The 20,736-nt window shown below is 65.4% G+C and carries 16 protein-coding genes; 6 read left to right on the top strand and 10 right to left on the bottom strand.

Features of this window, described 5'->3' with window-relative positions:
* Positions 1–26 precede the first annotated feature (26 nt).
* Both AB4Z37_RS02495 and AB4Z37_RS02490 read right to left on the bottom strand, forming a co-directional pair.
* Positions 27–2,435, bottom strand: coding sequence for an EAL domain-containing protein (locus AB4Z37_RS02495; protein ID WP_441515088.1), 2,409 nt, complete (start codon positions 2,433–2,435; stop codon positions 27–29).
* 222 nt (positions 2,436–2,657) lie between these two features.
* Complete coding sequence (locus tag AB4Z37_RS02490) at positions 2,658–2,933, bottom strand: metal-sensitive transcriptional regulator (protein WP_441515087.1); 276 nt, start codon at positions 2,931–2,933, stop codon at positions 2,658–2,660.
* Between the two features lie 76 nt (positions 2,934–3,009).
* Between AB4Z37_RS02490 and AB4Z37_RS02485 the strand changes: the two genes are divergently transcribed.
* The gene (locus AB4Z37_RS02485; protein ID WP_441515086.1) at positions 3,010–5,469 is read left to right on the top strand and encodes a heavy metal translocating P-type ATPase; all 2,460 of its coding nucleotides are present in this window, start codon (positions 3,010–3,012) and stop codon (positions 5,467–5,469) included.
* Between the two features lie 349 nt (positions 5,470–5,818).
* On the opposite strand, the gene AB4Z37_RS02480 is transcribed toward AB4Z37_RS02485, so the two are convergent.
* Both AB4Z37_RS02480 and trxB read right to left on the bottom strand, forming a co-directional pair.
* Positions 5,819–6,712 carry a LysR family transcriptional regulator gene (locus AB4Z37_RS02480; RefSeq protein ID WP_441515085.1) on the bottom strand — a complete coding sequence of 298 codons (894 nt, stop codon included), beginning with the start codon at positions 6,710–6,712 and terminating at the stop codon, positions 5,819–5,821.
* A gap of 52 nt (positions 6,713–6,764) precedes the next feature.
* Positions 6,765–7,778, bottom strand: coding sequence for a thioredoxin-disulfide reductase (trxB, locus tag AB4Z37_RS02475; RefSeq protein ID WP_441515084.1), 1,014 nt, complete (start codon positions 7,776–7,778; stop codon positions 6,765–6,767).
* 289 nt (positions 7,779–8,067) lie between these two features.
* Between trxB and AB4Z37_RS02470 the strand changes: the two genes are divergently transcribed.
* On the top strand, positions 8,068–8,574 hold the full coding sequence (locus AB4Z37_RS02470; protein WP_441515083.1) for an Lrp/AsnC family transcriptional regulator: 507 nt from the start codon (positions 8,068–8,070) through the stop codon (positions 8,572–8,574).
* A gap of 78 nt (positions 8,575–8,652) precedes the next feature.
* On the opposite strand, the gene AB4Z37_RS02465 is transcribed toward AB4Z37_RS02470, so the two are convergent.
* The 4 genes from AB4Z37_RS02465 to AB4Z37_RS02450 form a co-directional block, all read right to left on the bottom strand.
* Complete coding sequence (locus AB4Z37_RS02465; protein WP_441515082.1) at positions 8,653–9,057, bottom strand: DoxX family protein; 405 nt, start codon at positions 9,055–9,057, stop codon at positions 8,653–8,655.
* A gap of 257 nt (positions 9,058–9,314) precedes the next feature.
* On the bottom strand, positions 9,315–9,791 hold the full coding sequence (gene greA / locus AB4Z37_RS02460) for a transcription elongation factor GreA (RefSeq protein ID WP_441515081.1): 477 nt from the start codon (positions 9,789–9,791) through the stop codon (positions 9,315–9,317).
* 295 nt (positions 9,792–10,086) lie between these two features.
* On the bottom strand, positions 10,087–13,416 hold the full coding sequence (carB, locus tag AB4Z37_RS02455) for a carbamoyl-phosphate synthase large subunit (protein ID WP_441515080.1): 3,330 nt from the start codon (positions 13,414–13,416) through the stop codon (positions 10,087–10,089).
* A 221-nt stretch (positions 13,417–13,637) separates the two neighbouring features.
* Positions 13,638–14,813: an MFS transporter gene (locus AB4Z37_RS02450; protein ID WP_441515079.1), complete on the bottom strand. Its 1,176-nt coding sequence runs from the start codon at positions 14,811–14,813 to the stop codon at positions 13,638–13,640.
* A 115-nt stretch (positions 14,814–14,928) separates the two neighbouring features.
* On the opposite strand from AB4Z37_RS02450, the gene AB4Z37_RS02445 reads away from it, so the two are divergent.
* Entirely contained in the window at positions 14,929–15,330 is a 402-nt protein-coding gene (locus AB4Z37_RS02445) for an ArsR/SmtB family transcription factor (protein WP_441515078.1), read from the top strand.
* A 116-nt stretch (positions 15,331–15,446) separates the two neighbouring features.
* Here AB4Z37_RS02445 and AB4Z37_RS02440 read toward each other — a convergent pair whose 3' ends face one another.
* Positions 15,447–16,142 carry a class I SAM-dependent methyltransferase gene (locus AB4Z37_RS02440; RefSeq protein ID WP_441515077.1) on the bottom strand — a complete coding sequence of 232 codons (696 nt, stop codon included), beginning with the start codon at positions 16,140–16,142 and terminating at the stop codon, positions 15,447–15,449.
* Between the two features lie 234 nt (positions 16,143–16,376).
* Here AB4Z37_RS02440 and AB4Z37_RS02435 point away from each other — a divergent pair, with 234 nt between their 5' ends.
* A complete protein-coding gene (locus tag AB4Z37_RS02435; RefSeq protein ID WP_441515076.1) occupies positions 16,377–16,901 on the top strand; it encodes a Dps family protein in 525 nt (174 codons plus the stop codon).
* A 94-nt stretch (positions 16,902–16,995) separates the two neighbouring features.
* Here AB4Z37_RS02435 and carA read toward each other — a convergent pair whose 3' ends face one another.
* Positions 16,996–18,186, bottom strand: coding sequence for a glutamine-hydrolyzing carbamoyl-phosphate synthase small subunit (carA, locus tag AB4Z37_RS02430; RefSeq protein ID WP_441515075.1), 1,191 nt, complete (start codon positions 18,184–18,186; stop codon positions 16,996–16,998).
* A 183-nt stretch (positions 18,187–18,369) separates the two neighbouring features.
* On the opposite strand from carA, the gene AB4Z37_RS02425 reads away from it, so the two are divergent.
* Both AB4Z37_RS02425 and AB4Z37_RS02420 read left to right on the top strand, forming a co-directional pair.
* Entirely contained in the window at positions 18,370–19,935 is a 1,566-nt protein-coding gene (locus tag AB4Z37_RS02425; protein WP_441515074.1) for an AMP-binding protein, read from the top strand.
* Between the two features lie 40 nt (positions 19,936–19,975).
* A complete protein-coding gene (locus AB4Z37_RS02420) occupies positions 19,976–20,695 on the top strand; it encodes an alpha/beta fold hydrolase (protein ID WP_441515073.1) in 720 nt (239 codons plus the stop codon).
* Positions 20,696–20,736: the final 41 nt, after the last annotated feature.

Here is a 20,736-nt window from a genome sequence, read left to right as displayed (position 1 = left end):
TTTTTCGTTCGTGGGGGTCTGGCTGGTCAGGCGACGCGGACCGCAGCGCTCGCCGGCTGCTCTGCGTCGTCGCCGTTCGGCTCGTCATGGGTGAGGTTGCGGAAGACATCGATCGCCGACGGCTTGCCGACCAGGTAGCCCTGCACTTCGTCGCAGTGCTCGCTGCGCAGGAACGACAGTTCGTCGCTGGTCTCGACGCCCTCGGCCAGCACCGGCAGTCCGAGGCCACGGCCGAGGCCAAGCACGGCACGCACGATGGTCGCGGCCTGCTCGTTGGCGTTGACCGAGGTGATGAACGAGCGGTCGATCTTGATCTTGTCGAACGGGAATGCGCGCAGGTTGGACAGCGACGAATATCCGGTGCCGAAATCGTCCATGGCGATGCGGATGCCGAGCGCCTTGATCTGGCGCAGCGTGGTCAGCGCGCGGTTGAGGTCGCGCACCAGCGCCGTCTCGGTGATCTCGATCTCGAGCCGCCCGGGCGACAGGCCCGTCTCAAGCAGGATCTGATGCACCGTTTGTGAGAAGTTCGGGCTGTGGATCTGCACTGCCGAGACATTGACGGCGACCGTCAGCGGCCGCGACCAGGACGCCGCTTCGCTGCAGGCCTCGCGCAGCACCCAGGTGCCGATCTCGAGGATGGCGCCGGTTTCCTCGGCGATCGGGATGAAGGTGGCCGGCGACACTGAGCCGCGTTGCGGGTGCTGCCATCGCAGCAATGCCTCGAAGCCGGTGACTTCCTGGCTCTCGATGTCCTGCTGGGGCTGATAGACCAGCCGCAGTTCGCCGCGGGCGGTGGCGTGGCGCAGGTCGTGTTCGAGCTCGCGGCGGTCACGCACTTCGACGCCCATCTTGGCCTCGAAGAAGCGGAACGTCGAGCGTCCCTCGCTCTTGGCGCGATACAGCGCCGTGTCGGCGTGGGTGAGCAAGCTTTCGCGGTCCCGCGCATCGTCAGGACACAGCGCGATGCCGATGCTGCACAGGATGCCGTCGGCATCCGAATTGTTCACCTCCTGGCGCAGAGCGTCGAGCACGGCCTCAGCAAGCCGGCCCGCAGCCGAAGGGCTGGTCAGCTCCGGCACCAGGATCGCGAATTCGTCACCGCCGAGCCGCGCCATCATCTGCCGTTCGCCAAGCAGTGCGGTCACGCGCGAGGCGACTGTCTGCAGCACCTTGTCGCCCGCGGCATGGCCGAACAGGTCGTTGATTTCCTTGAAGCGATCGAGATCGAGGCACAGCACGGCCAGCCGCTCGCCGCGCGCGAGAGCGAGGGTGATTTCCTGATCGAGGCGAGTGTTGAAGTGGCTGCGGTTGGGGAGCGACGTCAGCGCGTCGTGGTGGGCGAGGTAGCGGATGTGCCGCTCCGCTTCCTTGCGGGCGCGCAGGTCGCGCACGGCGATGACATGGTGCGGCCGTCCGCCATAGTTCATCGGTCGCAGGATCACCTCCACCGGCAGCACGGAACCGCTGCGGTGGCGCAGTTCGGTTTCGATCGGCTGGTCGGACGTCGACAGCAGCCGGGTCTGCAGGGTCACGTCGGGGAAGCAAATCGAGAGGCTGTTGTGGGCGAGCTCATCGAGATCGTAGCCGCACAGTCGCGCAAAACTGTTGTTGACGGTGATGATGGCGCTGCCGCTGGTCAGCACGAGGCCCTCGACGGCAGCGTTGGCGAGACTCTGCATGCGGTCGGATTCCAGTTCCGAACGGCGCCGGTCATGGATATCGAGCGCGACCCCAGCCATCGCCAGCAGCATGATGCTGAAGCTCGCGACCGCGACACCGGCAGCCAGCCAGCCGTTGGGGATGGCGAGCTCCGAGATTGGGATGGTCGGATCCGGAATGATCGCGACGGCGCCCATCGCGGTGAAATGATGGCTGACGATAGCAAGGGTCAGCAGCAGGGCGCCGGCAGCCTTTCGCAGCTGCGTCGTGGCGTGCAGGGCGACCGGCATTGCGGTCGCGCCGATCACCGCACCAAGCGCGATGGAGAGCGCGATGAGCGTCCTGTCCCACAGGATGAGGCCCTGGATCTCGAACGCTGCCATGCCGGTGTAGTGCATGGCTGCGATGCCGCCGCCGACGACGGCGCCGCCCATCCACGGAGCGAGGCGCCGGTTCGGCAGCAGCGACACCGCAAGTCCGGCGCCGGTCAGCAGCATCGCCATGACCAGCGAGGCGACCGTGAGGATGATGTTGTAACGGTTCGGAATGCCGGGACTGAAGGCCAGCATCGCGATGAAGTGCGTCGCCCAGATGCCGGATCCCGTCGAGATCGCCGCCACGGCAAGCCACACATCGCGCATGCGGCCCTTGGAGCTGCGCGCGTGACGAAGCAGGTTGACAGCGGCAAACGAAGCTATGGCGCAGATGACGGCTGCGAGCGCCACGAGAGAGAGATCGTGAGCTGTGACGATGCAGTTGTAGACCTTGAACATGGATATCCGCGCCCGTTTGTCTCAACATTCGGGCTTACGGGGAACTGCGTAACCTGAGGTAAATAGATCGGTCGTGGACAAAACCAATAAGCAACAAGGTAAATAGTTTGCGCGATGGTCAGCTGATTGCCGTCATAATTTGCAGGGTCGGCGCGAACATCCTTCAGGAAACACGCCGACGTAGAGTCGCGGCGATGGAACTCAAGCTCGCATGGCGCTGCGTTAGCGGTCGGCGCGGCTGATCACGTCCATCAGCTCTGCGATCTTGCGTCGCTGATCCGCCTTGTCGCCTGAATGGATCGCATGCTCGACGCAATGCGCGACGTGATCGCGCAGCACCTCTTCCTCGACCCGGCGCAGGGCCGCACGTGCCGCGGCGATCTGCGTGACGATATCGATGCAGTAGCGGTCGTCCTCCACCATTCCGGCGAGGCCGCGGATTTGCCCTTCGATGCGCTTGAGGCGCTTCAGGCACGATGACTTGATCTCGGTGCGCATGGCCTTTATATACCCCCATGGGGTATAAAGTTCAAGCCCGTGATGCAGGCGGTGCGTAGCGCCGAAGGAGTGCGAAATGTCGACGTCAGGGAAGAGTGAGGGGGCCGGCTGCGGCCATGGCGATCATGCCGAAGCGGCGGTTGCCCCGCCTTCCCCGACATGCTGCCAGCATGACCACACGCATCATCACGGCAGTCACCGTCATCATGGCCATGACGACGGTCGCGAGACGGTGCGGGCGATTGACCCCGTCTGCGGCATGAGCGTCGATCCGGCGAAGGCAAAGCATGGCTTCAGCTATCGCGGCCAGGATTACTTTTTTTGCTCGGCCGGTTGCCGCAGCAAGTTCGAGGCAGCTCCGGAGACTTATCTGGCGCGTACACCGCCGGCGCCGAAGCGGCCGGCGCCAACTGCCCAGCCCGTCGCAGAGGATGCGATCTACACCTGTCCGATGCATCCGGAGGTGCGTCAGGTCGGCCCCGGCGCATGCCCGCTCTGCGGCATGGCGCTCGAACCTGAGCTGGTGACGCTCGACGACAAGCCGGATCCTGAACTGGTGGACATGACCCGTCGCTTCTGGATCGCGCTGGCGCTGACGATTCCCGTCGCGGTGATCGATATGGCCGCGCATCTTGCCGGCGTGTCCATCCTCCCCGCGCCCTATGCCAACTGGGTCTTGCTGACGCTGGCGACGCCGGTGGTGGCATGGGCCGGAGCGCCGTTCTTCGCGCGCGGCTATCGCTCGCTGCAGACCGGGCATCTCAACATGTTCACGCTGATCGCCATGGGGACGGGCGTGGCCTGGCTCTACAGCGTGGTCGCGACGCTCGCGCCGCAGGTGTTTCCCGATGCGTTTCGCGATCACCATGGCGCGGTCGCCGTCTATTTCGAGGCGGCGGCGGTCATCACCGTGCTCGTGCTGTTGGGGCAGGTGCTGGAGTTGCGCGCCCGCGAGCGCACGTCAGGTGCGATCAAGGCGCTGCTCGGGCTCGCGCCGAAGCTGGCACGCCGGATCACCAGCAGCGGCGATGAGGACGTGTCGCTGGAGGCGATCGCCGTCGGCGACCTGCTGCGGGTGCGCCCCGGCGAAACCATTCCTGTCGACGGCGTCATTGTCGAGGGGCGCTCGAACATCGATGAATCGATGGTGACGGGCGAGGCGATGCCGGTCGGCAAGGGGGAAGGTGCAGCGGTGATCGGCGGCACGCTCAATCAGAGCGGCGGCCTGGTGATGCGGGCGGAGAAGGTCGGCCGCGACACCATGCTGGCGCGGATCGTGGACATGGTGGCGCGGGCGCAGCGGTCGCGCGCGCCGATCCAGCGCCTCGCCGATCGGGTGGCGGGCTGGTTTGTCCCGGCCGTGATCGCGGTGGCCGTGATCGCGTTCCTGGCGTGGGCCGTGTTCGGGCCGGAGCCGCGGTTGTCCTTTGGCCTCGTCGCCGCCGTAACCGTGCTCATCATCGCCTGTCCCTGCGCGCTTGGCCTCGCGACGCCGATGTCGATCATGGTCGGCGTCGGGCGCGGCGCGCGCGCAGGTATCCTGATCCGCGATGCCGACGCGCTGGAGCGCATGGAGGCCGTGGACACGCTGGTGCTCGACAAGACTGGCACGCTGACCGAGGGCAAGCCGAAGGTGGTGGCCGTTGTCGTCGCGCGGGATGGCACGGAGACCGAGCTGCTGCGGCTTGCCGCCAGTGTCGAACGTGCCAGCGAGCATCCGCTGGCGCGAGCGGTGCTCGCCGAAGCTGACGCTCGCAAGCTCACGCTCGGCGATGTCCGGAATTTCCAGTCGCCTGTCGGCAAGGGGGCTTCGGGTGAGGTCGACGGCCATCGCGTTTTGCTTGGCAATGCGATGCTGATGGCCGAATCCGGTGTGGATGTCGGAGCGCTCGAGCCGCGCGCGCGGGAGCGGCGCGAGGCCGGCGCGACCGTGATCTATGCCGCGATCGATGGAGTGGCGGCGGGGACCATCGCCATTGCCGATCCGGTCAAGGCGGGCGCGCGGGCGGCACTCGATGCGCTGCGCAGGGAGGGCCTGCGGATCATCATGCTGACCGGCGATCATGCGGCGACCGCGCAGGCGGTGGCCAGAACCCTCGGCATCGATGAGGTCGAGGCCGGCGTGCTGCCTGAACGCAAGGGCGCCGTGGTAGAGCGGCTCAAGGCCGAAGGCCGGCGGGTCGCAATGGTCGGCGACGGCATCAATGACGCCCCCGCACTGGCGAGCGCCGACGTCGGTATTGCGATGGGGGGCGGTACGGATGTCGCGATCGAAAGCGCGGGCATCACGCTGCTCCGCGGCGATCTCAACGGCCTCGTGCAGGCACGGACGCTGTCGCACGCGACCATGCGCAACATCCGGCAGAACCTGGCGTTTGCGTTCGTCTACAACGCCGCCGGTGTTCCCGTCGCGGCCGGCGTGCTCTATCCGCTGTTCGGCTTGCTGTTGTCCCCGATGGTCGGCGCTGCCGCCATGGCGCTGTCGTCGGTCAGCGTCATCGCCAATGCCCTGCGGTTGGCTCGGCTGCGCCTGTGATGGCATGCGGCGTTCCACGCCGCGATCACACCGAGCAACAAACTGACATCGGGCGTGAGCGTCCGGTGTCATCGCCGGGCGTCCAGGCGCCGGTGATTTCACAGTCGTCAGACGCGGCACCGCAAAAGAAAAAGCCGGACTCTTGCGAGCCCGGCTGGACAGTTATGGCCATGAGAGGCCGACACAATCACCTTCCAAGAGGGATAGCTGAAGTCCAGCGGTCACTGGAGGAGGGGGACGATGCGCAACCGCAAGCATTCAGTAAGCGCATTTGATTCCTGTTCGCGTGATGCGGCAACAGCCCACTCCGCATGTCAGTCATGCGGAGTTTGCGGGAGCGATCACAGGATCATGATGGCCAGCGCTGCGCCTTGCTCACCACGAAGTCACGGAAAACCTGCACGCGGGCAACGGTTTTCAGCTCCTCGGGATAGACGAAGTAGGTGTCGAGCTGGATCGAATCGGCTTCGCCGAACAGCTGCACCAGGCGGCTGTTTTCATCGACGAGATAGTCGGGCAGGGCGGCGATGCCGAGCCCCTGCTGGCAGCCGCGCAGCAGGCCGAGGATGTTGTTGACCTTGAAGTAGGGCTCGCGCGGGCCGGAACCGTTGCGGCCGGCCTCGATCAGCCATGCACGGTTTTGCAGATGCGACGGAACCTGGGAATCGCTGAGGATGATGATGCGATGGTTGTCGAGGTCGTCGAGGGTGCGCGGCGTGCCGAAGCGCTTGATGTATTCCGGCGAGCAGTAGGCATGAAAGCCGATCGAGAACAGCTTGCGCTGGATCAGGTCGGGCTGGGTCGGCTTGCGGGTACGGATGGCGACATCGGCCTCGCGCATCGACAGGTCGAGCTCTTCGTCCGTGACCATCAGCTGCACGCGGATCTCGGGATAGAGCGAGGTGAACTCGCCGAGCCGCGGGATCAGCCAATTGATGCCGACGCCCGGCGTGGTCGTCACTTTCAGTTCGCCGCTCGGGCGTTCGCGGCTGTCCGTCAGCTTGGCGCGGGCGGCCTGCAGCTGCATGAACACGTCATGCGCCGTGCGAAACAGCAGGTCGCCCTGTTCGGTCAGGATGAGACCGCGGGCGTGGCGGTGAAACAGCGAGACGGCGAGCTCCTGCTCCAGCGCGCTGACCTGACGGGATACCGCGGACTGCGACAGCCCGAGTTGCTCGCCGGCATGGGTGAAGCTGCCGGCTTCTGCCGCAGCATGAAATACCTTGAGCTTGTCCCAATCCATCGAAGTCGATCCGTGACGATTCTGAGGCATCAAACTGTTCCGTCTGTTCGGCCTACTCGGCGGCGGCGCGCTCGGCCGCGGTGGCATGGATGAAACGCTCCGCTTCCAGAGCGGCCATGCAGCCGAGGCCGGCGGCGGTCACCGCCTGCCGGTAGGTTTCGTCAGCAACGTCTCCGGCGGCGAAGACGCCGGGGACCGAAGTGGCAGTCGAGTGCGGGGCGATCTCGACATAGCCCGACGGTTTGAGTTTGAGCTGGCCCGCGACCAGATCGGTCGCCGGCGCATGTCCGATGGCGACGAAGACGCCGTCCGCCGGCAGGTCGGTGACTGCGCCGGATTTCAGATTCTTCAGGCGGATGTGGGTGACCTTCGACGGGTTCTGCTCGCCGCGGATCTCCTCGATCGCGGTGTCCCAGATCACCTTGATCTTGGGGTGCTTGAACAGGCGGTCCTGCAGGATGCGCTCGGCGCGCAGCGTATCGCGACGGTGCACCAGCGTGACCTGCGAAGCGAAATTGGTGAGGAACAGCGCTTCCTCGACGGCAGTGTTGCCGCCGCCGACGACGAACACCTGCTTGCCGCGGTAGAAGAAGCCGTCGCAGGTGGCACAGGCCGATACGCCAAAGCCCTTATAGGTTTCCTCCGAGGGCAGGCCCAGCCAGCGCGCCTGCGCGCCGGTCGCCAGGATGACGGTCTCGGCGAGATAGACGTCGCCGGAGTCGCAGGTGATGCGGAACGGGCGGTGGCCCAGCTCCAGCTTGTTGACATGGTCGGTGACGATCCGCGTTCCGACGTGGGTCGCCTGTTTCTCCATCTGCTCCATCAGCCACGGGCCCTGGATCACGTCGGCAAAGCCCGGATAGTTCTCGACGTCAGTGGTGATGGTGAGCTGGCCGCCGGGCTGGATGCCCTGGATCAGGATCGGTTCGAGCATCGCGCGTGCCGCGTAGATCGCCGCCGTGTAGCCAGCAGGCCCGGAGCCGATGATCACCACCTTGGCGTGGGTGGCTTGGGAGGCGGCTTGGGAAGCGGACGAGTGGGCGGCAGGCGCGTTAGCAGAAGACATGGATCCATCCTCGCTCCCCAGATGCGGTGTGTTCGCGGGGAGGCAGAAACTGCTCAGAAAGGTGGCTGCGATGCATCAAAAACAGCAAATTTCATCTTAGGTTATCTGGGCAGCCATGCAAGTTATGCAACCCATTTCCACCGATTTTCTGACGCAGTTGTCATATGTCGGCTGTCACAATTTACTCGCGCGCTTTGGCGCAATAAAATTTCACAAACGAGGTGGCACTGCGGTATGAAAGGCTGACAGCTCCCGTCGGCTGTCGCGCCAATTGAGGAATCCTGCGTCCGTGTCCAAGGGTCTCGACGAGATCGATCTGAAAATTCTCCATGAAATTCAGGCCGATGGCCGAATTACCAATGTCGAATTGGCCAAGCGCGTCGGCATATCGCCTCCGCCCTGTCTGCGCCGTGTGAAGGCACTGGAGGACGCGGGCTACATCCAGGGCTATCGCGGCCTGCTGGATCCTCATCGGCTGGGCTTCGATGTGACCGTGTTCGCTTCGGTCCATCTCTCCAGCCAGGCGGAAGCAGACCTGCGGGCCTTCGAGCAGTTCGTGCGCGGCGAGCCGCTGGTGCGCGAGTGCTGGATGCTGTCGGGCGAGGTCGATTTCATCCTGAAATGCGTGGCGCCCGATATGGCGACCTTTCAGCATTTCGTCTCGCATCTGACCGCGGCGCCGCATGTGCGCAACGTCCGGACATCGCTGGTGCTGCATAACTCCAAGAACGCGGCGGCGGTGCCGCTGGAAATGAAGCTGCAGCCGGCACAGGGGCGGCGCGCCACCACGCCCTGAAACAAAAACCGCGCCGCGGAGGGCGTCCACGGCGCGGTGCATGTCATTCGAGGCGCGCCAAAGCGCGCGTTGGCTTTGTCAGGCCTTGTTGCGGATTGCGGCGTCGGCGCTCCACGCTCCGCCACCTGCGCATGCGAGGTAGAGGAAGATGAAGCAGAACAGGATCGCCTGGCCGCCATTGTTCAGGATCGGCAGGAACGCGCGCGGCGCGTGCCCCATGAAATAGGCAAACGCCATTTCGCCGCTGACGATGAACGCCACCGGACGCGTGAAGAGACCGAGAACCAGCAGGATGCCGCCAACGAGTTCGAGACTTCCGGCGAGGCCATAGAGCGAAAACAGCTCGACCTTTTCGAACATCGGAATCGGCGGCCATTTGAACAGCTTCGCGATGCCGTACTGCAGAAATAGAAGTCCAGTAACGATGCGTAGGAGGCTGAGCACGCGTGGCGCCCACGATGCTGCGATAGTGTCCAAAGCCATTCTGATCCCCCAGTGTTTGGCGTCATGGAATTTAATCGTGTCGAACTCGACAGTACCCCTTCTGGGGCTAAGGCCGAGCTCACGGCTTTATTCCATGCACGGACTGCGCGGTGCAATACAACCGGCGGCGCGGCCCGGCTGGAAAGCGCTCCGATCACGAAGAGTTATGTGCGTACCGCAACACACGAAAAAGCCGCAGCCCGAAGGCTGCGGCTCGACGCATGACGGAGAGCGATGTCCATCAGGTAACTTGCAGGTTACCGCCACTCCACGTTGGCGATCTCGTAGGCCTTGGCGCCGCCGGGCGCCATCACTTCGACGGATGAGCCCTTGGTCTTGCCGATCAGCGCACGCCCCAGCGGCGAGGTGATCGAGATGCGGCCCTTCTTGGCGTCGGCTTCGGGCTCGCCGACGATCTGCCACACCGCCTTCTTCTCGGTGTCCTCATCGATCAGCGTCACAGTGGCGCCGAACTTGATCGTATCGCCGGACAGTTTGGCGACGTCGATGACGTCGGCGCGCGCGAGCTTGTCCTCGAGCTCGGCGATGCGGCCTTCGTTGTGCGACTGGGCTTCCTTGGCGGCGTGGTATTCCGCATTTTCCGACAGGTCGCCATGGGAGCGCGCTTCGGCGATAGCCTCGATGATGCGCGGGCGCTCAACCTGCTGACGCTGCCTCAGTTCTTCCTCCAGGGCAGTATGTCCGGCCTGGGTCATGGGAACTTTCTCAACCATTCGTCGTCGTCCTTGGTTTTCGTGCGCGGGGCCGACGGGCTGCCGATGCACGAAACATCACATTGTGCTCTGCCCCGGGATGGGGGCGAGCGCTGAAAGGGAACACAGCCTCACTCTACTGGTTCCAGCAGATCATGGCCTGATCGCAGGCCATTTGGGCCGGATCAGCGTCGTGTCGGGCGGATGAATGCTGCCGTGACCGTGCAACGACCCCGCATGCCCCGACCAGCCGTCCGTCTTCCGGATCCCTGTCCCGTCGGCCCTGACGCATGCGCGCGGTGCCGGTTTGGGGACACTAGAGGTCGGAAGAATAGCTTTGCAGTGTGCGGACCTCGAGATCTCCGCCGAGATAGGCGCGGATTCCCTGCGCGGCCGCCACGGCCCCGGAAAGAGTGGTGTAGTACGGTACTTTATGCAAGAGGGCAGCTCGCCTCAGGGAACGGCTGTCAGCCAGAGCCTGCGGTCCCTCGGTGGTATTGAAGACGAGCTGGACGTCACCGTTGGTGATGGCGTCGACGATATGCGGCCGTCCTTCCAGCACCTTGTTGACCTTCTCGGCCGGCACGCCGTTGTCGGCGAGGAAGCGCTGCGTGCCCGACGTCGCCAGCACCCGGAAGCCGAGCCCGACCAGCAGGCGGACGGCGTCGAGAATGCGGGTCTTGTCGTCCTCGCGCACCGAGACGAACACGGTGCCGGAGCGCGGCACGCGGGTGCCGCCGCCGAGCTGGCTCTTGGCGAAGGCCACAGCGAACGAGCGGTCGAGGCCCATCACCTCGCCGGTCGAGCGCATCTCCGGGCCGAGCACGGTATCGACGCCGGGGAAGCGGGCGAACGGGAAGACGGATTCCTTGACGCCGACATGGTTGAGCTTCGCCGGCCTGAGCCTGAAATCGGCGAGCTTCTCGCCGGCCATCAGGCGCGATGCGATCTTGGCGACGGGCATGCCGACCACCTTGGCGACGAACGGCACCGTGCGCGAGGCGCGCGGATTGACCTCGAGCACGTAGATCTCGCCATCCTTGATGGCGTACTGCACGTTCATCAGGCCGACGACGTCGAGACCGAGCGCCAGCGCGCGGGTCTGGCGTTCGAGCTCGGCGAGGGTCGCCGGGTCGAGCGAGTGCGGCGGCAGCGCGCAGGCGCTGTCGCCGGAGTGGATGCCGGCTTCCTCGATGTGCTCCATGATGCCGGCGACGAAGGTGTCCTTGCCGTCGCACAGGCAATCGACGTCGACCTCGATGGCGTCCGACAGATAGCGGTCGAACAGCAGCGGGTTCTTGCCGAGCACGGTGTTGATCTGCCCGGTCTTGTCGTTGGGATAGCGCGCCTTGACGTCGGCGGGCACGAGCTCGGGCAGGGTGCCGAGCAGGTAGTCGCCGAGCTGGCCTTCCTCGCGGATGATCTGCATCGCGCGGCCGCCGAGCACGTAGGACGGGCGCACCACCAGCGGGAAGCCGAGATCGCCGGCCACCAGGCGCGCCTGCTCGACCGAATAGGCGATGCCGTTCTTGGGTTGTTTGAGGTGCAGCTTGTCGAGGACACGCTTGAAGCGGTCGCGGTCCTCGGCGAGGTCGATGGCGTCGGGCGAGGTGCCGAGGATCGGCACCTTGGCGTCTTCGAGCGCGCGCGCGAGCTTCAGCGGAGTCTGGCCGCCGAACTGCACGATCACGCCATGCAGCGTGCCGTTGGAGCGCTCGGTGTCGATGATCTCCAGCACGTCTTCGGCGGTGAGCGGCTCGAAGTACAGCCGGTCGGCGGTGTCGTAGTCGGTCGACACCGTCTCCGGATTGCAGTTGATCATGATGGTCTCGTAGCCGGCGTCATGCAGCGCGAAGCAGGCATGGCAGCAGCAATAGTCGAACTCGATGCCCTGGCCGATGCGGTTCGGGCCGCCGCCGAGGATCACGACCTTCTTGGCATCGCTCGGCGCGCTCTCGTCGGCGGTCTGGCCGGCGAACGGCGCCTCATAGGTCGAGTACATGTAGGCGGTGGGCGAGGCGAATTCGGCGGCGCAGGTGTCGATGCGCTTGAACACCGGGCGGACGCCGAGCGTGCGGCGCAGCGACTTGACCTCGGCCTCGCTCTTGCCCGCGAGCACGGCGAGGCGTGAGTCCGAGAAGCCCATGGCCTTCAGCGAGCGCATCGCGAACGCGTTGCCGGGCAGCCCGTGGGCGCGCACCTTGGCTTCGGCGTCGACGATGCCGCGGATGGCATCGAGGAACCAGGGGTCGATCTTGCAGGATGCGAAGATCTCCTCGTTGGTCCAGCCCAGCCGCATCGCCTGCGCGACCTGCAGCAGGCGGTTCGGCGTTGGCGTGCCGAGCGCGGCGCGGATGGCGTTCTTGTCGTCGCCCTTGCCGAGGCCGTCGATGTCGATCTCGTCGAGGCCGGTGAGACCGGTCTCCAAGCCCCGCAGCGCCTTCTGCAGGCTTTCCTGGAAGGTGCGGCCGATCGCCATGACCTCGCCGACCGACTTCATCGACGTGGTCAGGGTATGGCTCGCGCCGGGGAATTTCTCGAACGCGAAGCGCGGAATCTTGGTGACGACGTAGTCGATGGTCGGCTCGAACGATGCCGGGGTCGCGCCGCCGGTGATGTCGTTGGCGATCTCGTCGAGGGTGTAGCCGACCGCGAGCTTGGCCGCGACCTTGGCGATCGGGAACCCGGTCGCCTTCGACGCCAGCGCCGAGGAGCGCGACACGCGCGGATTCATCTCGATGACGACGAGGCGGCCATCGGCCGGATTGACGCCGAACTGCACGTTCGAGCCGCCGGTCTCGACGCCGATCTCGCGCAGCACCGCAAGCGATGCGTCGCGCATGATCTGGTATTCCTTGTCGGTCAGCGTCAGCGCCGGCGCGACCGTGATGGAGTCGCCGGTGTGCACGCCCATCGGATCGAGGTTCTCGATCGAGCAGACGATGATGCAGTTGTCCTTCTTGTCGCGGACGACCTCCATCTCGTACTCTTTCCAGCCGAGCACGGACTCTTCGATCAGCACTTCGCTGGTCGGCGAGGCATCGATGCCGCGCTCGACGATCTCGATGAACTCCGCCTTGGTGTAGGCGATGCCGCCGCCGGTGCCGCCCATGGTGAAGGACGGACGGATGATCGCGGGCAGGCCGATATAGTCGAGGGCGCGCAGCGCGTCGGGCAGCGTCTTGGTCTGGGTCGAGCGCGGCGTTTCCAGCCCGATCTTGGTCATCGCCTCACGGAAGCGGCCGCGGTCCTCGGCCTTGTCGATAGCGTCGGCGGTGGCGCCGATCATCTCGACATTGAACTTGTCCAGCGTGCCCTGCTTGCGCAGCGACAGCGCGCAGTTGAGCGCGGTCTGGCCGCCCATGGTCGGCAGCAGCGCAAAACCACCGGGAACGACGTTGCGCTCCTTCTCGATGATCCTCGCGACGATCTCGGGCGTGATCGGCTCGATGTAGGTGGCGTCCGCCAGCTCCGGATCGGTCATGATCGTCGCCGGGTTGGAATTCACCAGGACGATACGGTAGCCCTCTTCCTTCAGCGTCTTGACCGCCTGGGTTCCGGAATAGTCGAACTCGCAGGCCTGGCCGATCACAATGGGACCGGCGCCGATGATCAGGATCGTCGAAATGTCTGTTCGTTTGGGCATCGCGTCTCACACCAGCATGGTCCGGAACTGCAGGGCACTTCCGAAAAATCATGCTTTGACAATAGGATAAAGCGCAACCTGGCACGCTTCACGCGGGCAGAAACCGGGCACAAAAAAAGGGCGCGCTCCTCGCGCGTCCTTTGGCAGGCGCCAAGACAGTGCCTCGCGCGGGGTGTCTTTAGACCAGATTCCGGGGGTGGGGAAGGGGATTAAAGTCCCCATCAACCGGGGATTTGCTGCCCGAGCGTTTGGCGGAACCCGCCGAACGCGACCAGCAGCGCCAGGCCGGCGGCGGCAAAGTCACCTCCGGCCCAGCCAAGATCCTGCACCGACAGGGCGGAGACGACGAGGCCGCCGTTCAGGCTGCCCAGCGCGAAGCCGAGATACATGGCCGAGGCATTGAGCGACAGCGCGATCATCGGGGCCGTGGGAACGAGTGCCACGAGCTTGGCCGACTGTGCGGGATGGAAGGCCCAGCCGGAGATGCCCCAGGGCAGCATCACCACCAGCAGCGCGATCCAGGCGGTGGTCGCGGGCAGGGCGTGCAGGATGACCGAGACCAGCATCAGCGCCGTCATGACGCCGGTGAGTGCGATCGCGCTGGTGCGGGGCGCCCCGATACGATCGACCAGGACCCCGCCCAGCATGTTGCCGATGGCAGCGGCCGAGCCGAACAGGAACAGGGCGAGGCTGACGCCGGCGGTGTCGAGTCCGACCGTGCCGAGCACGAGCGCGAGATAGGGAAAGACCGTGAAGCCTGCGGTGCCCCACAGCACCGTTACCAGCAGCGCTCGAAGCACCGATGGCTGCCGCGCGACGGCGAGGCGCTGCGATAGTGTTGCCGTGACCCGCGGCAGCCCGCGCGGCAGGCCCCACAGCAGCCCGCCAAGCGCCACAAGGCCGAGTGCCGCGACCAGCACGAACATCGTTCGCCAGTTCGTGGCATGGCCGATCAGGGTGCCGAGCGGCACGCCGAGCGCGGTGGCTACCGTCAGGCCGGAACTGACGATGGCGATGGCGCGGCCACGCTGGTGCTCCGGTGCGATCGCTACCGCCACCGCATTGGCGGCGGGCATGCACAGCGCCGCCGACAGGGCCATGAGGATGCGTGCGGCCATCAGCGCGCCATAGCCGCCGGCGCAGGCCGCGAGCAGGTTGCCAAAGATGAAGCCGCCGAGCGCGATCCCGAGCATGGCCTTGCGGTCGACATCGTTGAACAGCGTGGCGAGCACCGGCGAGCCGATTGCATAGCTGAAGGCAAAGGCTGTCACGAACTGGCCCGCGGCCGAGACGGATACGCCGAGATCGGCTGATATCGCCGGCAGCAGCCCGGTGATCATGAAGCTCTCGGTACCGATCGCGAAAGCGGCCAAGGCCAGCCAGAACAGGCGCGCCATCCTGCACTCCAAAGTTCAAAATTTATTGAACAATGAAGCAGTAGTGGCTCAATGTCAATTAGTTCAATTAGTATTGAACATTGTCGCTAGGCAGCAGCCCAGCTATGATCGTCCCATGAAGATTCTGGCCCACCCCACCCGCGAGCAGCTCGAGCTGCCGACCGTGCTGGATTGTTTCGGCGATCCGACGCGTCTGGCGATCGTTCACGGCCTTGCGCAGCATGAACGGGACGGCGCGGAGCTGCGGTGCGGTGACTTCAGCGGGGTCGGAGCGAAGTCGAACCTCGCCTACCACTTCGGCCGGCTGCGTGAGGCCGGCGTGATCCGTGTCCGTCTCGAAGGCACGGCCCGCTACATGAGCCTGCGGCGTGACGATCTCGAGGCGCGCTTTCCCGGATTGCTGGACGCCGTTCTCGCCGCGGCGGCACGCGATGTCGATCGTCTGGCGTTGGCCGAGTGCACGTTCGATGACGCGCCTGACGCGCAGCAATCACAGTCGCGCATGAGTCCGGCCTGACGGCGGGGCGCTGCCGGCATGCTGAGCTGGAAGGAGTGGAGGCCAGCGCGTCTGCCGCCCCCTGGTCACGGCGGTGTCGATGCCAGCGTCAATATTGGGTCGCTATTGCGGTGCGATCAGAAGGCGTGCCTGGCCACGAAGGTCATGCGCGAGGGGTTGTGACCGACATTGGCGTGGGCGCGTGATGCGGAAAAGCCGGCAGCTGCCAGCTTCGCCAGCATCTCCTGCTCGGAATAGCGCTGCAGGCCGACCTGACTGCGCAATTGCCAGTAGTCCGAGAGGTAGGTGCGCATCAGCCCGATCAGGGCATCTCTGAGGAAGCCGTGGGCGCGAGCCATCCGCAGCAGAGCTATGACGTCGGTCGCGGCGCTGACGTCAGGGCGCAGGATATCGCCGAGGATGAACCGGCCAGCCGGCTTCAGCAGCCGGCGTACCACCGCGAAGGCGCTGTCGAGCTCGGCCGGCGTCATGTACTGGGCCACCGAGATCATCACCACCAGGTCGATCGAGTTGTCGTCGAGATAGCGTAGCTCCTCCAGCGACCGCACCTTGACGTTGAGGTTGCGCGCGTACCGCGCGATCAGGCGACCGCGCACACCCGGCGCCGGCTCGGCGAGGATCAGGCGGCTGCAGCGCTCCGCGACCCGCGCCGCCGAGGTCGCCTCGCCGCAGGAGTAGTCGAGGACGACGGCGTCCTTTGAGGAGATGTAGCCGATGATGTCGTCGGCGATGATGCTGAAGTGCAGGTCGCGATGCAGCTTGCTGACATAGATCGTGTGGGTGGAGTCGTAATAATCGATCCAGTCATCCATGGCGGCGCTCCGGCACCGTGCTGTCCGGCCCGGCGCTCCTGAGCGGCCAATGGAACCTTCCGGCTTTCAACGGTTTGCTCTTTCCGATCGTCACGCTGCGGCGGTCCACGCCGTCTGGGCGGTTCCGGAAGCCGGAACCTGTGCGCCGACCACGCGTTATCCGGTCCCACGCGACGTGTCCATTGCATCCCTGAATGCTTCAGCCTTAACGAATTCCTAACAGGAAGGTCAGCCGTGAGCAAAACTGCCAAAAAGGTCGCTGCCGAGCTCGATACCCCCACGGATCTGTCGGCCGAGGCGGTCGAGAGGATTTCCGCGGCTCTCAATCCGCTGGTTGCGGATTCGTTCGCGCTCTATATCAAGACCAAGAATTTCCACTGGCATGTCAGTGGTCGGCATTTCCGCGACTACCATCTGCTGCTCGACGAGCAGGCTGACGCGATCTTCGCGGGCATCGACGACATTGCCGAGCGGGTCCGCAAGATCGGCGGCACCACGCTGCGTTCGGTCGGGCATCTCGCCCGCCTCACCGGTGTGAAGGACAATGACGAGGCCTATGTGCCGCCGCGTGAAATGCTGCGCGAATTGATGGCCGACAACAAGGCGTTCACCGTGGCGCTGCGCAAGGCGCACGAGGTCGCCGACAAGTACGGCGATTGCGCCACCACCAGCATCCTCGAGAACTTCATCGACGCCACGGAGCGGCGCACCTGGTTTCTGTTCGAGGCCAGTCGTCAGGAAGGCGACAACGCAGCCTGACGGGCGCCGCACGGCGCAGTTGAACCCACCGTGCCGCAGAAAAGACAACGCCCGCGATCCGGGGGCGTTGTCATCTGACGATATCGGGCCGTGCTCAGGCGCTCTTGCGCTGGCGCATCAGGTCGGCGAAGCGGCGGAACAGGTAGTGCGAGTCGCGCGGACCGGGCGATGCCTCGGGGTGGTACTGCACCGAGAACACCGGCTTGTCTTTCAGCGCGATGCCGCAATTGCTGTCGTCGAACAGCGAAATGTGTGTCTGGACGACGTTGTCCGGCAGCGTGGTCTTGTCGACTGCGAAGCCGTGATTCATCGAGGTGATCTCGACTTTGCCGGTGGTCAGATCCTTGACCGGATGATTGGCGCCATGGTGCCCCTGGTGCATCTTCATGGTCTTGCCGCCGACGGCGAGGCCGAGCATCTGGTGGCCGAGGCAGATGCCGAAGGTCGGCAGGCCCGACGCGATGACCTGACGGATCACCGGCACGGCATATTCGCCGGTGGCGGCCGGGTCACCGGGGCCGTTCGATAGGAACACGCCGTCCGGCTGCAGCGCCAGGATTTCCTCGGCCGATGTGGTGGCGGGAACGACCGTCACATTGCAGCCCTCGCCGGCGAGCAGGCGCAGGATATTGCGCTTGATGCCGTAGTCGATGGCGACCACGTTGAACTCGGGCTTGTCCAGGCGCCCGTAGCCCTCCTGCCATTGCCAGGGCGTCTCGTCCCAGGTGAAGCGCTGGCCGCTGGTCACCATCGGCACGAGGTCCATGCCGACGAGGCCCGGCCATTCCCGGGCTTCTTCCTTCAGCGCCCGCAGGTCGAACTTGCCGTCCGGAGAATGGGCGATCACGGCATTGGGCATGCCCTTGGTGCGGATCAGGGCGGTCAGCGCGCGGGTGTCTATGCCGGCGAGGCCGACAATGCCGCGGGCCTTGAGCCACTGGTCGAGATGCTTCACGGCGCGGTAGTTCGACGAATCGGTGATCGAGGCGCGCAGGATCACGCCGCGGGCGCCCGGCGTCGCCGCCATGTTCAGCGCCTCGATGTCCTCCTCATTGGTGCCGACATTGCCGATGTGGGGGAAGGTGAAGGTGATGATCTGCCCCGCATAGGACGGGTCGGTGAGGATCTCCTCATAACCGGTCATCGCGGTGTTGAAACAGACTTCACCGACGGCGGAGCCTTCGGCACCGAGGCCAAAGCCCTCCAGCACCGTGCCATCGGCGAGCACAAGGAGCGCGGTCGGTTTATGGTCCGGCCAGGCAGCAGCGTTTTCAGATTGGGTCATGAGCGCATCCCATAGCCCGAGCGGTGGGCCGCGTCAAAGGCCCCGAGCAGGGATTCACATGCAAAACGGCAACTTTTCGGCCGTTTTCCTGAAGTTTGACAGCGAGGTAGGTCGCATTAAGCTGCGGTTCCGCGGCGATCGGCCAAAACGGAAAAACAAGCCGCACAGGGAGCGACGCACACCATGGATCGGCTGCATACGGGCGGAACGATGGGGGGACTCATCATCACCGCGATCACCCGCTACGGCGACCGGCCGGCCATCGCCGATGCCACCACGCGCTGGAGCTATCGCGAGCTCGGAGATGCCGTCGGCCGCTTCATCACCGTTTATCGCGCCATGGGCCTTGGCAAGGGCAGCGCGGTCTCGGTGCTGGCCAGTAACCGGGTCGAGAGCTGGGCGGCGATCTGCGCCGCGATGGTGATGGGGGCGCGCTACACCTCGCTGCATCCGATGGCCGCGGAAGACGACCAGGCCTTCATCGTCGACGACGCCGAGATCGACCTCCTGATCGTGGAGGCCGCCAAATTCGGCGAGCGCGGCCGCGCGATCCAGCAGCGGTCGCCGCGGCTGAAGCATCTCGCCTCGTTCGGCGCGATGGAGGGCGTGCGCGACATCCTCGCCGAGGCCGCGGTGGCTGAACCGGCGCCGCTGGCGGATGCCGGCGACAACGATGCGATCGCCTTCCTTGCCTACACCGGCGGCACCACCGGCCGCTCCAAGGGCGTGATGCTGCCGCATCGGTCGCTGGTGGCGATGACGCTGACACTGTTCGCTGACTGGGACTGGCCGCCCGAGATCCGCTTCCTCGCGGCGACCCCGATCAGCCATGCCGCGGGCGTCACGTTGTTTCCGGTGATGCTGCGCGGCGGCTATTCGCGCCTGGTGCAGGGGTTCGAGCCGGAGGTCTATGCCCGCACCGTGCAGGATGAGCGGATCACCGCGACCTTCCTGGTGCCGACGCTGATCTATGCCCTGATCGACAACACCGAGTTGCGGCGGCGTTTCGATTTTTCGTCCCTCGACATGATCGTCTATGGCGCGGCGCCGATGTCGCCGGACCGTCTGCGCGAGGGCATGGCGATCTTCGGCCCGGTGTTCGTGCAGCTCTACGGTCAGACCGAGGCACCGCAGGTCATCACCACGCTGCGCAAGATCGATCATGATCCGGCCAAGCCGCGCCGGCTTGGCTCCTGCGGCCGCGCCAATCCGATGCTGGACGTGAAACTGTTCGATTCCGAAATGCGGGAGGTCGCGGTCGGCGAGCCCGGCGAGATCTGCGTGCGCGGCTCGCTGGTGATGGACGGCTACTGGAAGCGCGCGGATGCGACCGAGGAGACGCTGCGCGGCGGCTGGCTGCACACCGGCGACGTCGCGGTGATGGACGAGGACGGCTACTATTATATCGTCGACCGCACCAAGGACATGATCATCTCCGGGGGCTTCAATATCTATCCGCGCGAGGTCGAGGATGCGCTGATGTCGCATCCGGCAGTGGCGTCGGCGGCGGTGATCGGCATTCCCGACGACAAGTGGGGCGAGGCCGTGAAGGGATTTGTTGTGCCCAAGCCCGGCTGCACCGTCGATGTCGCCGAGCTGCAGGCCCATGTGAAGGACAAGCGCGGTGCGCCATGGTCACCCAAGACCATCGACGTCGTCGACAGCGTGCCGGTGACCGGGCTCGGCAAGATCGACCGCAAGGCGCTCCGGGCGCCGTACTGGCAGGGACGCACGCGCGGCGTCGCATGACAGTCGAGGCGCTGTCGCGATCGCGGCGGGGGAGATCATCATGACTGACCGTCTGCCGCTCGTCCTGGTGCCGGGGCTGGCGTCGTCGTCCCGTATCTATGCCGCGGTGATGCCAGTGCTGTGGCAGGCCGGCCCGGTCATGGTCGCCAGTCATGTCCGGGACGACAGCATCGGCGCCATCGCCGCGCGCATCCTGCGCGAGGCGCCTGCGCGCTTTGCACTCGCCGGTCATTCGATGGGCGGCTACATCGCCTTCGAGATCATGCGGCAGGCGCCCGAGCGTGTCGCGAAGCTGGCGCTGCTCAACACCTCGGCGCGTCCCGATACGCCGGAGGCGACAGCGCGCCGCCACCAGCAGATGCAGCTCGCCCGCGACGGCCGCCTGCACGAGGTGCTCGACATGATCTTCCCGAGCTTCGTCCACCCGGCGCGGGTCACCGACGCGGCGCTGCTGCGTCTCGTGCACGACATGGGGGACGATGTCGGGGCCGCGGGCTTCGTCAACAACCAGACGGCGATCATCGCCCGGCCGGATTCCCGCCCCGGCCTTGCTGCCATTTCCTGTCCGACACTGGTGCTGGCGGCGGAACAGGACGCGGTGTTGCGGAAGGCCCTGTCGGTCGAGATCGCCGATGCAATCCCCGGGGCTCGCCTTGCCGTCGTTCCGGATTGTGGTCATCTCGCCCCGGTCGAGCGACCGGAGGCGGTCGGCGCCGCGTTGTCGGCCTGGCTGGGCGGCTCCGGTGCCAGTCCGGCATGACCTTGTCAGCTTGATGAAATCTTGGGCTCTTTGAATTTTAA

This window comes from Bradyrhizobium sp. 2TAF24, assembly GCF_052115025.1.
GTDB lineage: Bacteria > Pseudomonadota > Alphaproteobacteria > Rhizobiales > Xanthobacteraceae > Bradyrhizobium_A.
This window is presented reverse-complemented; position numbering and strand designations above follow the sequence as displayed.

Excerpts from the sequence above, each read along its gene's own strand:
- AB4Z37_RS02420 (WP_441515073.1), top strand. The coding sequence starts at position 19,976 with ATGACTGACCGTCTGCCGCTCGTCCTGGTGCCGGGGCTGGCGTCGTCG.
- carB (WP_441515080.1), bottom strand. The coding sequence starts at position 13,416 with ATGCCCAAACGAACAGACATTTCGACGATCCTGATCATCGGCGCCGGT.
- AB4Z37_RS02450 (WP_441515079.1), bottom strand. The coding sequence starts at position 14,813 with ATGGCGCGCCTGTTCTGGCTGGCCTTGGCCGCTTTCGCGATCGGTACC.
- AB4Z37_RS02445 (WP_441515078.1), top strand. The coding sequence starts at position 14,929 with ATGAAGATTCTGGCCCACCCCACCCGCGAGCAGCTCGAGCTGCCGACC.
- AB4Z37_RS02465 (WP_441515082.1), bottom strand. The coding sequence starts at position 9,057 with ATGGCTTTGGACACTATCGCAGCATCGTGGGCGCCACGCGTGCTCAGC.
- AB4Z37_RS02495 (WP_441515088.1), bottom strand. The coding sequence starts at position 2,435 with ATGTTCAAGGTCTACAACTGCATCGTCACAGCTCACGATCTCTCTCTC.
- AB4Z37_RS02440 (WP_441515077.1), bottom strand. The coding sequence starts at position 16,142 with ATGGATGACTGGATCGATTATTACGACTCCACCCACACGATCTATGTC.
- AB4Z37_RS02480 (WP_441515085.1), bottom strand. The coding sequence starts at position 6,712 with ATGGATTGGGACAAGCTCAAGGTATTTCATGCTGCGGCAGAAGCCGGC.
- greA (WP_441515081.1), bottom strand. The coding sequence starts at position 9,791 with ATGGTTGAGAAAGTTCCCATGACCCAGGCCGGACATACTGCCCTGGAG.
- AB4Z37_RS02490 (WP_441515087.1), bottom strand. The coding sequence starts at position 2,933 with ATGCGCACCGAGATCAAGTCATCGTGCCTGAAGCGCCTCAAGCGCATC.
- carA (WP_441515075.1), bottom strand. The coding sequence starts at position 18,186 with ATGACCCAATCTGAAAACGCTGCTGCCTGGCCGGACCATAAACCGACC.
- trxB (WP_441515084.1), bottom strand. The coding sequence starts at position 7,778 with ATGTCTTCTGCTAACGCGCCTGCCGCCCACTCGTCCGCTTCCCAAGCC.
- AB4Z37_RS02425 (WP_441515074.1), top strand. The coding sequence starts at position 18,370 with ATGGATCGGCTGCATACGGGCGGAACGATGGGGGGACTCATCATCACC.
- AB4Z37_RS02485 (WP_441515086.1), top strand. The coding sequence starts at position 3,010 with ATGTCGACGTCAGGGAAGAGTGAGGGGGCCGGCTGCGGCCATGGCGAT.